Annotated in this window: 12 protein-coding genes; 6 read left to right on the top strand and 6 right to left on the bottom strand. The window is 71.4% G+C overall.

The features are described 5' to 3' along the window. Positions 1-199 precede the first annotated feature (199 nt). From Q0283_RS03810 to Q0283_RS03800, 3 genes are all read right to left on the bottom strand, one after another. Positions 200-838 carry an AAA family ATPase gene (locus tag Q0283_RS03810; RefSeq protein ID WP_298043123.1) on the bottom strand — a complete coding sequence of 213 codons (639 nt, stop codon included), beginning with the start codon at positions 836-838 and terminating at the stop codon, positions 200-202. Beyond that, a complete protein-coding gene (locus tag Q0283_RS03805; protein ID WP_183529204.1) occupies positions 835-1,092 on the bottom strand; it encodes a hypothetical protein in 258 nt (85 codons plus the stop codon). The genes Q0283_RS03810 and Q0283_RS03805 overlap by 4 nt, the downstream gene beginning before the upstream one ends. Positions 1,093-1,164: 72 nt before the next feature. Further along, positions 1,165-1,791, bottom strand: a complete 627-nt coding sequence (locus tag Q0283_RS03800; RefSeq protein ID WP_298043120.1) for a LysE family translocator — start codon at positions 1,789-1,791, stop codon at positions 1,165-1,167. 110 nt (positions 1,792-1,901) lie between these two features. Between Q0283_RS03800 and Q0283_RS03795 the strand changes: the two genes are divergently transcribed. After that, positions 1,902-2,357, top strand: coding sequence for an Lrp/AsnC family transcriptional regulator (locus Q0283_RS03795; protein ID WP_183529208.1), 456 nt, complete (start codon positions 1,902-1,904; stop codon positions 2,355-2,357). Between the two features lie 27 nt (positions 2,358-2,384). Here the strand turns inward: Q0283_RS03795 and Q0283_RS03790 are convergent, their stop codons facing one another. Both Q0283_RS03790 and Q0283_RS03785 read right to left on the bottom strand, forming a co-directional pair. After that, positions 2,385-3,680 (bottom strand): pyridoxal phosphate-dependent aminotransferase, encoded by a 1,296-nt coding sequence (locus tag Q0283_RS03790; protein WP_298043118.1) that lies wholly within the window; start codon positions 3,678-3,680, stop codon positions 2,385-2,387. Positions 3,681-3,689: 9 nt separating this feature from the next. Beyond that, complete coding sequence (locus tag Q0283_RS03785) at positions 3,690-4,631, bottom strand: LysR family transcriptional regulator (protein WP_298043116.1); 942 nt, start codon at positions 4,629-4,631, stop codon at positions 3,690-3,692. A gap of 111 nt (positions 4,632-4,742) precedes the next feature. Between Q0283_RS03785 and Q0283_RS03780 the strand changes: the two genes are divergently transcribed. Together Q0283_RS03780 and Q0283_RS03775 are read left to right on the top strand one after the other, a co-directional pair. Further along, on the top strand, positions 4,743-5,255 hold the full coding sequence (locus tag Q0283_RS03780) for an HtaA domain-containing protein (RefSeq protein ID WP_298043114.1): 513 nt from the start codon (positions 4,743-4,745) through the stop codon (positions 5,253-5,255). Then, positions 5,248-8,697, top strand: coding sequence for a cytochrome P450 (locus tag Q0283_RS03775; protein ID WP_298043112.1), 3,450 nt, complete (start codon positions 5,248-5,250; stop codon positions 8,695-8,697). Before Q0283_RS03780 ends, Q0283_RS03775 begins: the two co-directional genes overlap by 8 nt. Positions 8,698-8,773: 76 nt before the next feature. Here the strand turns inward: Q0283_RS03775 and Q0283_RS03770 are convergent, their stop codons facing one another. Continuing rightward, complete coding sequence (locus Q0283_RS03770) at positions 8,774-9,193, bottom strand: hypothetical protein (RefSeq protein WP_183529218.1); 420 nt, start codon at positions 9,191-9,193, stop codon at positions 8,774-8,776. Between the two features lie 794 nt (positions 9,194-9,987). Between Q0283_RS03770 and Q0283_RS03765 the strand changes: the two genes are divergently transcribed. From Q0283_RS03765 to Q0283_RS03755, 3 genes are all read left to right on the top strand, one after another. After that, positions 9,988-11,490: an MFS transporter gene (locus Q0283_RS03765; protein ID WP_183529220.1), complete on the top strand. Its 1,503-nt coding sequence runs from the start codon at positions 9,988-9,990 to the stop codon at positions 11,488-11,490. Between the two features lie 37 nt (positions 11,491-11,527). Continuing rightward, complete coding sequence (locus tag Q0283_RS03760) at positions 11,528-12,091, top strand: TetR/AcrR family transcriptional regulator (protein ID WP_298043109.1); 564 nt, start codon at positions 11,528-11,530, stop codon at positions 12,089-12,091. A 371-nt stretch (positions 12,092-12,462) separates the two neighbouring features. Beyond that, positions 12,463-12,834, top strand: a complete 372-nt coding sequence (locus tag Q0283_RS03755) for a hypothetical protein (RefSeq protein WP_298043107.1) — start codon at positions 12,463-12,465, stop codon at positions 12,832-12,834. Positions 12,835-13,084 lie beyond the last annotated feature (250 nt).

The raw sequence follows: 13,084 nt of genomic DNA, 5'->3' as shown, positions 1-13,084 counted from the left end.
ACCCCACGGGCAGGGCCTCCAGGTCCCGGGACGCCACGCCCACAACCTACTGCGGCGCCGCGCACCGGACCAGCGGTGACCGTGCCGGGACAGTCCTGGGACGGGACGGTCCCGGCGGCCGGTGAGGGCCGGCGTCGGTCCCGGTGGCCGGGGAGGGTCGGCGTCACGCCCGGTGTGGACGGCCCGCACCGAGCGGCGCTCACGCTGGCCGATGCGCCGCACCCTGATGGATCCGGCCCAGGACCTCGCGCGTCGGGCCGGTGGCGTCCACCACGGCCCAGCCCCGGGAGGCGCCCCGCAGGTAGGCAGCGCGGGAGGCCCGCAGGAAGTCCAGGTGCTCGTCGTCCTCGCCGCGGGCCGTGATGCGTGCGTGCGCGGTCTCAGCCGGGACGTCCAGGAGGACCACGGTGGCCCGGCGCAGCAACCGGTCCGACAGCCACGGCAGGACCCGGCCCGGAGGGAGCCCCCGGACCTGCCTCAGCACGAGCTGGCACACCAGGTGGCGGTCCATGACCACCAGCCCGTCGGTGCTCGCGGCCCGGAGGTGGGAGAGTGCGACGTTGCAGGTGCGCACCGCCGTCTCGATCCGGTCCGCCCACCGGACGGGAAGCTCCGTGCCGGCGCGGCGCCCCGCCCGGATCAGCCACCGGCGGCCGGAACGGTTGCGCACCACGAGTGCCCTGCGGCCCTCGTCCCGTTCAGCGGCGGCGAGGGCAACGGCGGTGGTCGTCTTCCCCGACCCGTCGATCCCCAGCAGCACGACGGTCCGCGGCCCAGTGAGCGGAGGGCTGCTACCGTCCTGGCCCACGGACCTCGGACCGTCCGGTCTGGTGATCACGAGGTCTCCCTGCGGCGGTCCGGTGGGTTGATGCACCGGACCCCCATCCAGACCAGCAGTGCCGGCACGGCCAGTTTCATCACCAGCGCCACGGTGGCCCAGAACACGCTCGCCGCCCCGGTGGATTCCGGCAACTGGGCAAGGAACGCCTCGAGCCCGAGGACGAGCATCAGCACGAAGACCGCGCCGCCGACGATGACGAGGATGACGCCGACGCCCTGCAGTCCGCGGCGGAGCATGGTCGGCTGCTGCATGGGTCCTCCTGGTCATCTCCCGTGGGCAGACCGAGGGTATCGACCGTTGCTGGGTGGTCGCTGCGAGGCGGTTCAGAACAGGGCAATCCCCTGCTCCACGAGGATGCCGGTGCCGATCAGGACCATCAGGACCCCGGAGACCTTGACCACGGCGTTGCTCGCCCGCGGGCGCGAGCCCAGCAGCTGCCTGGCGAGCAGGGCCACCCCGAGGTAGATCACCGCGCAGTTGGCCACGTGCAGGCTGCCGAGGGTGAACATCTGGGCCGTGGAGGACCAGGCGCCGGAGGCGGAGGTGAACTGGGGCAGCAAGGCCAGCAGCAACAGCAGGCCCTTGGGATTGATCCCGCTGATCCCGGCACCGCGGACGAACTGGGACAACGGGCCGGTGCCGAGGGGCTGGTCGCTGGCGGTGATCGGCGGGGCCTGGGCCGTGAGCGTGGAGACGCCCAGGTAGAGCAGGTACATCGAGCCGATGACGGTCAGGGCGGTCAGCGTCACCGGGTACGCGGTGACCACCGCGCCGGCCCCGACCGCGACGATGGTGACCACGAGCGCGTAGCCGGAGGCCATGCCGGCCACGGAGGGCACCACGGAGCGGGCGCGCAGACCGGCCGAGATCGCGTAGGCCCAGTCGGCGCCGGGGGTCAGTGCCAGCAGCAGGGCCACCAGCCAGAACTGGGCCATCAACGCCGTATCCATCGCGCTCGTCCTTCCATTCGACCGTTCTGCCGGAGATCGTACGGAGGATCGCGCGAAATGTGCTTCGATGTGTTGTGTAGATCCGGGGGTTGAACGGGAGGATTCTCGGCATGGACGCGATCAACCGGGAGATCCTCTCCCTGCTGCAGGAGGACGGGCGCATGAGTGCGACCGTCCTGGCCCAGAAGGTGGGGCTGAGCCTGTCCGCCTGCCATCGCCGGCTGAAGGACCTCGAGCAGTCCGGCGCGATCGAGCGATACCGCGCCGTGGTCTCCCCCGAGGCGATCGGACTGCACTTCGAGGCGATCGTGTTCGTCACCATGGGACGCACCGACGTCGAGACCGTCTCCGCCTTCGAGGCCGCCGTGAACGACGTCCCCCAGATCGTCGACGCCCAGCGGCTCTTCGGCGATCCCGACTACCTGCTGCGCGTCCTCACCGCCGACCTGGCCGCCTACCAGAGGCTGTACGACGGCGCGCTCGGTTCCCTGCCCGGCGTGCAGCGGCTCAGCTCGACGATGGTGATGAAGCGGGTGCGCAGCGGTCAGGCCATCCCGATCCCCTAGCCCTGGACTCGCCCGGGCCGCCCCGGCTCAGCCCCGCTGGAACGCCACGATCCGCTCGATCGCCTCGCGGACGGCGTCGTGCCCGGCGGCGAAGGACAGGCGGATGTACTGGTCGCCGTGGGCGGTGTCGAAGTCGGTGCCCGGGGTGAGCGCCACGTGGGCCTGCTCCAGCAGGGCCTCGCAGTACGCCGTCGAGGTGCCGTACTTCGCCAGCATCCGCTCCCCCGGCGTGGCGTAGAAGTAGAACGCGCCATCGGCCGGGGCCGCATCCGTCCAGCCCAGCCGCTCCTGGTTGTCCAGCAGCAGCGCGCGGGCCCGGGCGAAGCCGGCCACCTGCTCGTCGCAGGCCGCATAGGACTCCTCGGCGAAGGCCTCCACCGCGGCGTACTGCGCGGCCGCCGGCGGGCACAGGGACACCGACCCGGACAGGCCGCCGATCGCCGGGACCAGGTCCTCGGGCATCAGCATCCAGCCGATCCGCCAGCCGGGCATGCCCCAGTACTTGGAGAAGGAGCTGATGACCATCGCCTCGGTCGAGTACTCCCAGGCGCAGACGCCGCGCTCGTCGCCCGGCTCGTCACCGCCTCCGTCCGCGGCCGCGCCGTCCGCGTAGGTGATGCCGTGGTAGATCTCGTCCGAGACCAGCCGCACGCTGTTCTTCCGGCACCAGGAAGCCAGCACGGCGACCTCGGCGCGGGTGGCCATGGTGCCGGTCGGGTTGTTCGGCGAGGCCAGGATGAGCCCGGCCAGCGGACCGTGGTCGGCCTCGGCCTGCTCGAGCAGTTCCGGGGTGGGCTGGTAGCGGACCTCCGCGCCGGCGTCGATCTCCACCACCTGGCAGCCCAGCGCCGTGAGGATGTTCCGGTACGCGGCGTACCCGGGGCGGGCCATCGCCACCCGGTCCCCGGCGTTGAACGCGGCCAGGAACCCGGCCATGAACGCCCCTGAGGACCCGGTGGTCACGGCCACCCGCGCCGGGTCGACGTCCAGGCCGTACCACCGCCGGTAGTGCCCGGCGATGGCCTGGCGCAGCTCGGCGATGCCCAGGCTCGGGGTGTAGTTCAGCGCCCTGCCGGAGGCGTGGATCTCGGCGGCCCGCTGGTTCACCGCGGCCGGTGCTCCTCCACCGGGTTCCCCGGCGCACAGGCTCACCACGTCGTGCCCGGCGGCGCGCAGTTCGCTGACCCGGCCGAGGATCGTCATTACCTCGAAGTCCGGCACCTGCGAGCGCGAGGACGGCCCCAGCGGACGGCGGGCGGGTGCGGTCCGGGCGGGGCCGGCGTCGGGCTGGTCTTCGGTGCGGTCTGCGCGCTGCTCGGCCATGCCCCGAGCCTAGCCAACGGGTGCCGAGAGGAACTCCCGGGCCACCTCCACCACCGCGCTCGCCCGCGCAGTCAAAGGCACCCGCTCCGACCAGGCGACCACCACGGGCTCGGCGTCCGGCGCCGGGGTGATGGGCAGGACCGCCAGCGGCCGGCCCTCCCGGCTCACCTCCACCTCGGCGCGCTGGAACTGGATCCCGTACCCCATCCCGCGCCCCACCAGGGAGTGCACCAGCTCGAAGTCCGTGGTGCGGTGCGCGACCCGGGGCCGCACGCCCCGCCGGCGCAACAGCTCCAGGGTGTTCTGGCCGCTGGGCGGCAGGTCGAACATCACGAGCGGGTCGTCGGCGAGGTCGCGCAGGTCCACCGCCCGCTGCCCCGCCAGCGGATGGGCCCGGGACAGCACCACCCACGGGTGCGCCGCGAAGAGCGGCCTGCTCCCCAGCCCCGGCGGCAGGGCGACCTCGTAGGCGATCAGCAGGTCCAGCCGGCCCGCGTGCAGCAGCTCCACGAGCTCGGCCGTGGTGCCCTCCTCGATCGTCAGGTCCACGTCCGGGTACCGCTGCGCGAGGCGCTCCCACAGCTCGGGCACCAGGGTGGGGGCGAGCGTGGAGTAGCACCCGACGGCGACCGGCCCGGAGGGCGCGCCCGCCCCCTCCCCCACGCTCAGCCTCAGGTCGGTCGCCTGCCGCAGCAGTGCCCGGGCCCCCTCGAGCAGGTGCGTCCCGGCCGGAGTCAGCGTCAGTCCCCGGGCCCGACGGCGGACGGCCAGGACCACGCCCAGGGCCCCCTCCAGCTCGGTCACCGCCTGGGAGACCGCGTTCGGTGTGACGTAGGCGTTCTGGGCGGCGGCCGCGAAGGATCCGTGCTCGGCGGCGGCGACGAACAGTTCGAGCTGGCGCAGGGTGAACCGGGGATCGCCCTCGGGGCGCCGTTCCGGGCCGGCCTCCATACCGCAGTCTCCTTGTGGTTGTAGAGCACATCTTCTCAGTTGCACTGTAGTTGAGAGGCAGGTCACAGTAGGACTCGAGACCGTCCGTTCCGACCCCACAAGGAGGACCCGGTGACGACCACCGCCCCCCGGGCCGAGGCACCCCGTGCGCACGGCACCGTCCCGGCCGGCGGCCTGCTCTGGGCCGTGCACGAGGGGTTCGTCGCCTACGTCTCGCGCCTGGCCGACGGCCGCGTGGACGTGGACGGCGGTGCCGTCCGGCAGCCGGACGGGAGCATCCTCTTCCCCCTCGCCCCGGACGGCCCCGCCCTGCACGGGACCGGGGCAGTGCGCTTCACCGGCCATCACGGGCTGCTGGCCGTCACGCTCGCGAACCCTGCCGTCCTCGGGACGGGCGGCTCCGCCGTCCTGGCCATCGACGACCCCTTCACCCCCGGTGAGCGGCTGGCCTTCGCGCGGCTCGGCGCACCCGCCTCCGGCCAGGCGGCCTGCTATCCGGCGCCGACCCTGACCGAGGAGGGCGCGGACCTCTTCCTCGGGAACTACCGCGAGGGCACGCCCCTCGCCCCGCTCCGGATCCAGGCCCACTCCACCACCACCGACCAGGACGCCCGAGATGACTGACGCCGTCGTTCCTACCCCCGCCCCGACCACACAGGGGCGGCCGACGCCCGAGGCCCCGGGCGCCCCCGCCGGGTCGCGGCCGGCCCCGGTGGCCGACTGGGTGACCATCCCGGAGCTCTACGCGGACCCGTTCCCGGTGTTCGAGCGGCTGCGCGCCGAGGGCGGGGTGCACTGGGTGCCGGCGGTGGGCCGCTACCTGGTCACCTCCTACGACGCCGTGCACGACACCGAGCTGGACCAGTCGACCTTCTCCGCCAACGAGCAGGGCTCGCTGATGATCCGCGCCATGGGGCACTCGATGCTCCGCAAGGACGACCCGGACCACGTCGTCGAGCGCCGGGCCTGGCAGCCCGTGCTGCGGCCCTCCGTGGTCAAGCGCGCGTGGCGGCCCGTCTTCGAGCGCAACGCGGACCGCTACCTGGCCGAGCTGCGGGAGAAGGGCCCCGGGGCGGACCTGGTGTGGGACTTCGCCGCCCCCTACGCCGCGGAGAACCTGCGCGCGATCACGGGCCTGCACAACGTCACCCAGCAGGACCTGCAGCGCTGGTCCCAGACCATGATCGACGCCACCGGGAATTACGCCGACGACCCCGAGGTGTGGGCCAGGGGCGAGGCGTCGTTCGACGAGGTCGACGCCGCCCTGGACGAGATGCTCGACTGGCACCGCGCCCACCCGGACGACTCCCTGCTCTCCGCGCTCGTGGCCCTGCCGGACTACCAGATGCCGGTCGAGTCCATCCGGGCCAACCTGAAGATGACCATCGGCGGCGGCCTCAACGAGCCCCGCGACGCGATCGGCGTGGCCGCCTGGGCGCTCCTGAACGACCCGGAGCAGCGCCGCCTCGTGGAGGCCGACCCCACCCTGTGGGACGCCGTGTTCGACGAGGCCATCCGCTGGGTCGCCCCGATCGGCATGTACTCCCGCCAGACCACCCGGGACGTGGCCCTGCGCGGCGTCCACCTGCCGGCCGGGGCCAAGCTGGGCATCTGCCTGCTCTCAGCCAACCGGGACGAGTCCCAGTGGGCCGACCCCGCCCGCTTCAACATCCGCCGGGCGGGCGAGGGAGCCCACCTGGCCTTCGGCAAGGGCGTGCACGTCTGCCTCGGCGCGTGGGTCGCGCGGGCCGAGGTGGCCGACGTCGCGCTGCCGCGGTTGTTCGAGGCGCTGCCCGGTCTGGACCTCATCCCCGACCGCCCGGCCCGCGCCGGCGGCTGGGTGTTCCGCGGCATGGACGAGATGCCGGTGACCTGGACGGCCTCCCCCGGATGCACCGGTGACGGCGCCGACCGCACCGCGGCCACCGGACCGGCGCCGGGCACGACGCCGGCTCCCGCAGCCGCACTGGGCGGTGCGGTCGGCCCGCACGTCGCCGTCGTGGGGTCCGGACCCGCGGGGTGCTACACCGCCCAGGCGGTCCGGCGCCGCCTGCCCGAGGCACGGGTGACCGTGTTCGAGGCCCGGCCCGAGCCCTTCGGCCTCGTGCGCTACGGCGTGGCCCCCGACCACCAGGGCACCAAGGCCGTGGCCGACCAGTTCTCCCGGCTCTTCGAGCACGACGGCGTGCGCTTCGTCGGCTCCACCCGGGTGCACACGGGCGCGGCGGCCGAGGACCTGGTGCTGCGCGGGCGCCCCGCCCAGCACGCCCCGGCCGTGCGATCCCAGGATGCGGCCGGTGCCGAGGTCACCCTGGGGCAGCTGCGGGAGCACTTCGACGCGGTGGTGCTGGCCACCGGCCTGCGCCGGGACGCTCCCCTGCAGGTGCTCGGCGCCGATCTCACCGGCGTCATCGGCTCGGGAGAACTGACCCGGCTGCTGAACGGGGAGCCGGAGACCTGTTCCGGGACCGGCTGGGCGGAGCCCGACGCGGCCTCGCTGGGGCGGTCCGCGGCCGTGATCGGGATGGGCAACGTGGCCATGGACGTGGTCCGGTTGCTCGCCAAGACCGCGGCCGGCCTGGAGGGGTCCGACATCCATGACGCGGCCCACGCCACCCTGACCCGGCGGCTGGACACCGTGCACGTCATCGGCCGCTCGCTGCCGGCACGGGCCAGGTTCGATCCCGTGATGCTGCGGGAGATCCTGGACCTGCCCGGCCTGGTGCACACCGTGCACGGCCCGGACGCGGACCGGCTGGCCGCGGCCGGGGACCCCCGGTCCGGGCTGATGGCCGGACTAGCGGCTGCCGGGCGCGAGCAGACCGGCCCGGCCCGGCTCCACGTCCACTGGTGGCTCGGCTACGCCCCCCGCGAGGTCGTGCGTGATGCGACCGGGGCCGTGACCGGCGTCGAGGCCGCCTCGTGCGACCGCCCGGGTGACGCACCGGGCGGCGCGCCGGGCGACGAACCGGACCGGGTCCGGATCGCGGCGGACAGCGTCATCACCGCCATCGGCTTCCAGGCCGGGGACGGCGAGCTCACCGCGGCGCTGGACGGGATCACGGACCAGGCGCGGCAGAGCGGCCGCGTGGAGCCGGGGCTGTACCTGGCCGGGTGGGCCCGCCGCGGCCCGCAGGGCACCATCCCCTCCCAGCGCAGCGACGCCCGGGACCTGGCCGAGGTGATCGCCGGTGACCTGGCGGCGGCCCGCGATGCGGAGGCGGCGCCGGAGGAGGGACCCGGCTCGGGCCCCGGCAGCGGGGACACCGGCAGCGGGGGTGTCAGCAGCGGGGGTGCCGGTGACCAGCACAGCGGCAAGACCGGGATCGTCGGCCTGCGCCCCTACCTGGGACGGGCCACCGACTACGAGGGCTGGCTGCGCCTGGACGCCCACGAGCGCGCCGCCGCCGCCAAGGGGCGCGTACGCGCCAAGCTGCTGGACCGGCGACGCATGCGGCTGATCGCCTCCTCGGCCACCGCCGGATCGCTCGCGGGACCGGCCGGCGTCGGGACCGGTGTCCGGACCGGTGCCGAGGCCCGCGGGGCCGGGGCGAGTGCGGGGGCGCAGGCCCAGACCGGCCGGACCGACCTGCCGCCGCTGACCATCCTGTTCGCCACCGAGTCCGGCAATGCCGAACTGGTCGCGGAGGAACTGTCCGGGCACCTGGCCGACCGGTACGCGGTGGAGGTACTCGACCTCGCCGGGGCGGACCCGGCCGCCCCCGGCACCCTGGACCCGACCCGGCCGTACCTGCTGGTCTGCTCGACCTACGGCGACGGCGAACTGCCCACCTCCGCCCGGGCCTTCCACGCCGGCCTGCTGGCGGCCCGGCCCGGCCTGACCGGGCTGCGCTTCGCGGTCTTTGGCCTCGGCGACCGGTCCTACCACGCCACGTACTCGCGCGGCTCGGAGATCCTCGACGAGGCCCTGCGAGCCTGCGGGGCGGAACGCGTCGGGGAGTATGGCCGGCACGACGCCGCCGGCCGCGACCTCGCCGCCGACCTCGCCCGCCCGTGGGCGGATGCCGTCACGGAGGCGTTGACGACCACCGCGGTCGCCTCCTGATCCACGGACGCGGACCGGTCCTGCACCGCACGCGGGACCGGTCCTCACCGCACGGAGGGTGACGCGACGGATGGTCCTAGGTGAGTCCGAGCCGGGCCTGGCCGGTCACCGTGGTGCTCTCACAGGCCACGGTGTCGCACGTGAACATGAGGATCTGGACCGCTGCGTCGCCCTCGGTGAAGGCGAAGTGACCGGCGGCCAGCAAGGCGACCTCCACGGTCTCCTGGCCCGCGGCACAGGTCACGGTGTCGGAGATGACCCCGCCCGTGGCCACGTGGGCGCCGTCCACCTTCTGCACGACGTTGACGAGGAGGTCAGCCGTCCGGCCGGCCTCGCAGTCCAGGGTGACCGAAAAGCTCACGCCGGCGCCTCCGACCAGGAGCGTGCCCGTGTCCGGGACGGTGACACTGACGGCATGGGCGGCGGTGACACCGGCCAGGGCGGTGAGCACGGCGGCGCCTCCGGCCACCATACAGGTACGCGACAGGGTCTTCATGATGGGTCCTCGGGAGAGTAGGGAGAGGTTCCGGTGTCTCATGAGGCGTGCAACCACGGAGCCGGGAGCGAGGCCGCGGCTCGGCACTGAGGGGTGGCGACAGCATAGGTCCGACCCTGCGCGGGAGGACAGGGCCGACCGCCCAGGTGCTCCCCGCGCACCCGTGGAGACTATTCAGGGATGGTGCCCCTGGACTGCGGGGTTGCGGGGGCGGATTCATGAGGGGCCTCACCGAAGATCTCCGCGACGGTGCCGATCGCGTTTCCCCTGACGTCGTACACGGTGACCTCATGCAGCGGGTCGGTTGTGGCGAAACTGTCCATCCTTCTGACTCCTGCCCTGATTGATCGTCCACTACGAACCGGCGAGAGAGGATGCCGCATCCGTCGCCACTCCATTGCGTGTGACGCTGCTCACAATCATACACGTCACGTCGCCACCTTCCTTCTGGGACCTCGACGGTCAGGGGGCGGAAAATAGGCGGTCGCACGCCGGTCAGGGGTCAAAGCCCATGGTGTTCGTGACGGAACGCGGAGGATGCATACGATGCTCCACCGGATGAGAACGCGCACTATCCGTTTCTTCATGAGTCGACACCCGGTGAGGGGAATTTCCGCACGGCATCAGCTCGGGAGCGATCGGGCGCCCGGGCGCCGAGACACGAAAGACCACCACTCACCCCAAGCCTGAAGGACACGTACACGACAGGTGGGTTCGGACAACGCGCCACTTGACCTTCGTCAGGAGACACCGATAAAACTGTACCGTCCAGACGGTTAGTTCAAGGAGTGGACATGGAGCATGCGCTGAGTTCGGGACGCCGGTGGGCGTCCCTGGCCGTACTGGTGGGTGCGGTGCTATTGCTGGCGATCGACGCGACCGTGTTGTACTTGGCGGTGCCGTCCTTGACGGCGGACCTGTCCCCTACGGCCACCCAGGTGTTGTGGATCGGGGATATCTACTCCCTGGCCCTGGCCGGGTTGCTGGTGACGATGGGCAATCTTGCCGACCGGATCGGCCGCAAGAAGCTGTTGCTGCTGGGGTCGGCAGCATTCGGGGCCGCCTCAGTGATGGCGGCCTTCGCCCCGACCGCGGAGGTCTTGATCGTTGCCCGGCTGCTGCTGGGTGTGGCCGGGGCGACGATCATGCCTTCGACCCTGTCGTTGATCCGGAACATCTTTCCCGACCCGGTCGAGCGCACCCGAGCGATCGCCGTGTGGTCGGCTGCGGCCGCCAGTGGCATCGCGCTCGGTCCACTGGTGGGCGGTGCACTGCTGGAACGGTTCTGGTGGGGTTCGGTGTTCCTGATCAACCTGCCGGTCATGGCAGGGGTGCTGGTTCTCGGGGCGTGGCTGCTGCCGGAGTCCAGGAATCCGAGCCCGGCTCGGTTCGACGTGCTCTCCAGCGGACTGTCGATGCTGACGATCATCCCGTTCGTCTACACGATCAAGCAGCTCACCGGCGGAGCGCTCGGCCTGCCCACGATGGCCGCGATCGCGGCCAGCGTGATCGGCGGAGTGTCGTTCGTGCGTCGTCAACGGCGCTCGGATGCACCGATGATCGACGTAGAGCTGTTCCGCAACCCCGCCTTCACCGGGGCGGTGCTGGTGAACTTCATCTCGGTCTTCGCCCTCAGCGGAGTACTGTTCTTCTTCTCCCAATACCTCCAGCTCGCGCGCCATCTCAGCCCGTTGCAGGCGGGACTGGCCCAACTGCCTGCGGCACTCTCGTCCATGGTCGCGGCCACGGTGGTGGGATATCTGCTCACCCGGGTCGGGCGGGGGCGGGCCATCGCCCTCGCGCTGGTCATTGGCGCATCCGGACTCGCGCTGATGGCCGGGCTGGAAGGACAGGAGCAACTGATCTGGGTCCTTGTGGCCCTGGTCCCCCTCGGCCTGGGTCTCGGCATCGCCGAGACCCTCAGCGTGGATGCCGTGGTCTCGGCGGTCAAACCCGCCAAGGCCGGAGCGGCGGCATCGATCTCAGAGACTGCCTACGAACTCGGCGTCGCCCTCGGCATCGCCGTTCTGGGATCGGTCATCACCGTGTTGTATCGCCTCAACCTGGTACTGCCCGGTAGTACCGTCGGCGAGGCGGCGACCCGCGCTGAGGATTCCCTGGCATCGGCCACCGCGGTCCTGGAACCGGGCAGCCCAGCACTGGAGGCGGCGCAACATGCCTTCGTGTCCGCCATGCAGGCCACCACCCTGATTGCGGCTCTGGTGATGGTCGTGGCCGCGGTCGTCGCCTACGTGTTCATCCCCAACACCAAAGCGGCCGTTGTGGCCCAGCACTGAGATGCTGTAGCAAAGGCACGCGAGAAAGGATGCTCATATGGCGCGCACCGCTGGACGCGACGCGGAGGACACCAAGCGACTGATCCTGGATGCTGCCACGCAGCAGATCGGCCGGCGAGGTACGGCCGTACCCCTCTCGGAGATCGCCACGGCAGCCGGGGTGTCCAAGGGTGGACTGCTCTACCACTTCCCCACCAAGGATCAGCTCCTCAACGGCCTCGCCATCGATCTGATGGACCGCTTCCGCCGGGACGTCGAACGACTGGCCGCCGAGGAAGAACCACAGACCCCGGGCCGGCTCACCCGGGCCTACATCCGGGTGAGCTTCGCCGAGGCCCGTGACCTTCCCGGGCTCCGCGACTCCCTCGCCTTGGCCGCTCATCTCATGTTCGAGCCAGGCCCCGAAGAGCTCGCTCAACAGGACGCACGGCAATGGCGGGCGGCCCTCTTCGACGATGGTGTCGACCCCTTCGCCACCCGAATGATCATTGCCGCCACCGACGGCAGTAACAGCGCCCCCCTCTGGGGAGCCGTCCTCAACGACACCGACCGCACCACGCTGGAAGCGGACCTCATCGCCCTCACCTACCCCACCACCTGACGCACGCTGAGATACGAGAACCCTCGGCGCTACATCGACAAGGGGATGCATCCACCGCCAGGCCCACGTCCCATGGCGTCAAAACCTCTCAGGGGTCTGGGCCGGCATGGCCCCGATTGGCAGTCGGGCCTTACGTGAAACCGGAAGATGCCCAGCCGTCCGACTCAGAGGGCGACGACACAGGTCACAGGCGTCTTCTTCAAGAATCTCGAACGGACGACTGAGCGCGAACGGCCAGGTGCCTCTGCGCGAACCGAGCCACGTCTCTCTGCGATCCACAGGCGTGGTCCGCCGCCCTCCGTACGGAGCCTGCGGGTCACACTGCTCAACCGGGCGGGGTGAGCAGAGCCGGTGGCGGTTAGCGTGCTGGGATGGCTACTTCAGGCGATATCCTCCCCGATCCGGTGACCGTTTCCCTGCACGGGAAGACCTTCGCCGGAGTCAGCAATGCCGTCACCGGCCAAGTTGGAGCGGCCACCCGCTTTCGGTATCACGAGGACGGTGCGGCCATCTGGGCGGAGTACGACGGTGGGGAGATCGTCCGCGGGTATCTCGTGGGGACTCGCGAGGGTGAGCGTTTACAGTTCCGCTACGTGCATCTCGACACCGGCGGGGCCACCGCCAGTGGTGTCTGTGAAAGCCACATCGTGGTGCTTGAGGACGGGCGCGTCCGGTTCGAGGAGTCCTGGGCATGGGTATCCCGCCCCGAGAAGGGCACCAGTGTGGTGGAAGAAATTCGCTGACCGAACCACCGCCTCTTTCGACAGTCATCGACGCTCAGAAGGGCCCTGACCGTGAAAGCGTGACCGGACCGCGGGTTTAGGTCCGTTGCTTCCCGAACGGATCCTCAACGGGGACGACTGAACACGAGTAGCCGAGTGACTCTGGGAGCTACCCGGACCTGGATCATCAGTGGCTTTGCGGTGCCGCCTGGATGAATAAGGCTAGGAATATGAGTCAGCAGGTGCCCCTCGAGTCCGTTGCAGGATTCGA

The sequence above is a fragment of the uncultured Citricoccus sp. genome (assembly GCF_937871995.1).
Taxonomy (GTDB): domain Bacteria; phylum Actinomycetota; class Actinomycetes; order Actinomycetales; family Micrococcaceae; genus Citricoccus.
The sequence above is the reverse complement of the archived record's forward strand: the minus strand, read 5'-3'. Positions and strand labels throughout refer to the sequence as shown.

Coding starts and splice junctions, on each gene's coding strand:
- Q0283_RS03805 (WP_183529204.1), bottom strand. CDS start 1,092: ATGCAGCAGCCGACCATGCTCCGCCGCGGACTGCAGGGCGTCGGCGTC.
- Q0283_RS03800 (WP_298043120.1), bottom strand. CDS start 1,791: ATGGATACGGCGTTGATGGCCCAGTTCTGGCTGGTGGCCCTGCTGCTG.
- Q0283_RS03795 (WP_183529208.1), top strand. CDS start 1,902: ATGGACGCGATCAACCGGGAGATCCTCTCCCTGCTGCAGGAGGACGGG.
- Q0283_RS03790 (WP_298043118.1), bottom strand. CDS start 3,680: ATGGCCGAGCAGCGCGCAGACCGCACCGAAGACCAGCCCGACGCCGGC.
- Q0283_RS03785 (WP_298043116.1), bottom strand. CDS start 4,631: ATGGAGGCCGGCCCGGAACGGCGCCCCGAGGGCGATCCCCGGTTCACC.
- Q0283_RS03775 (WP_298043112.1), top strand. CDS start 5,248: ATGACTGACGCCGTCGTTCCTACCCCCGCCCCGACCACACAGGGGCGG.
- Q0283_RS03770 (WP_183529218.1), bottom strand. CDS start 9,193: ATGAAGACCCTGTCGCGTACCTGTATGGTGGCCGGAGGCGCCGCCGTG.
- Q0283_RS03765 (WP_183529220.1), top strand. CDS start 9,988: ATGGAGCATGCGCTGAGTTCGGGACGCCGGTGGGCGTCCCTGGCCGTA.
- Q0283_RS03760 (WP_298043109.1), top strand. CDS start 11,528: ATGGCGCGCACCGCTGGACGCGACGCGGAGGACACCAAGCGACTGATC.
- Q0283_RS03755 (WP_298043107.1), top strand. CDS start 12,463: ATGGCTACTTCAGGCGATATCCTCCCCGATCCGGTGACCGTTTCCCTG.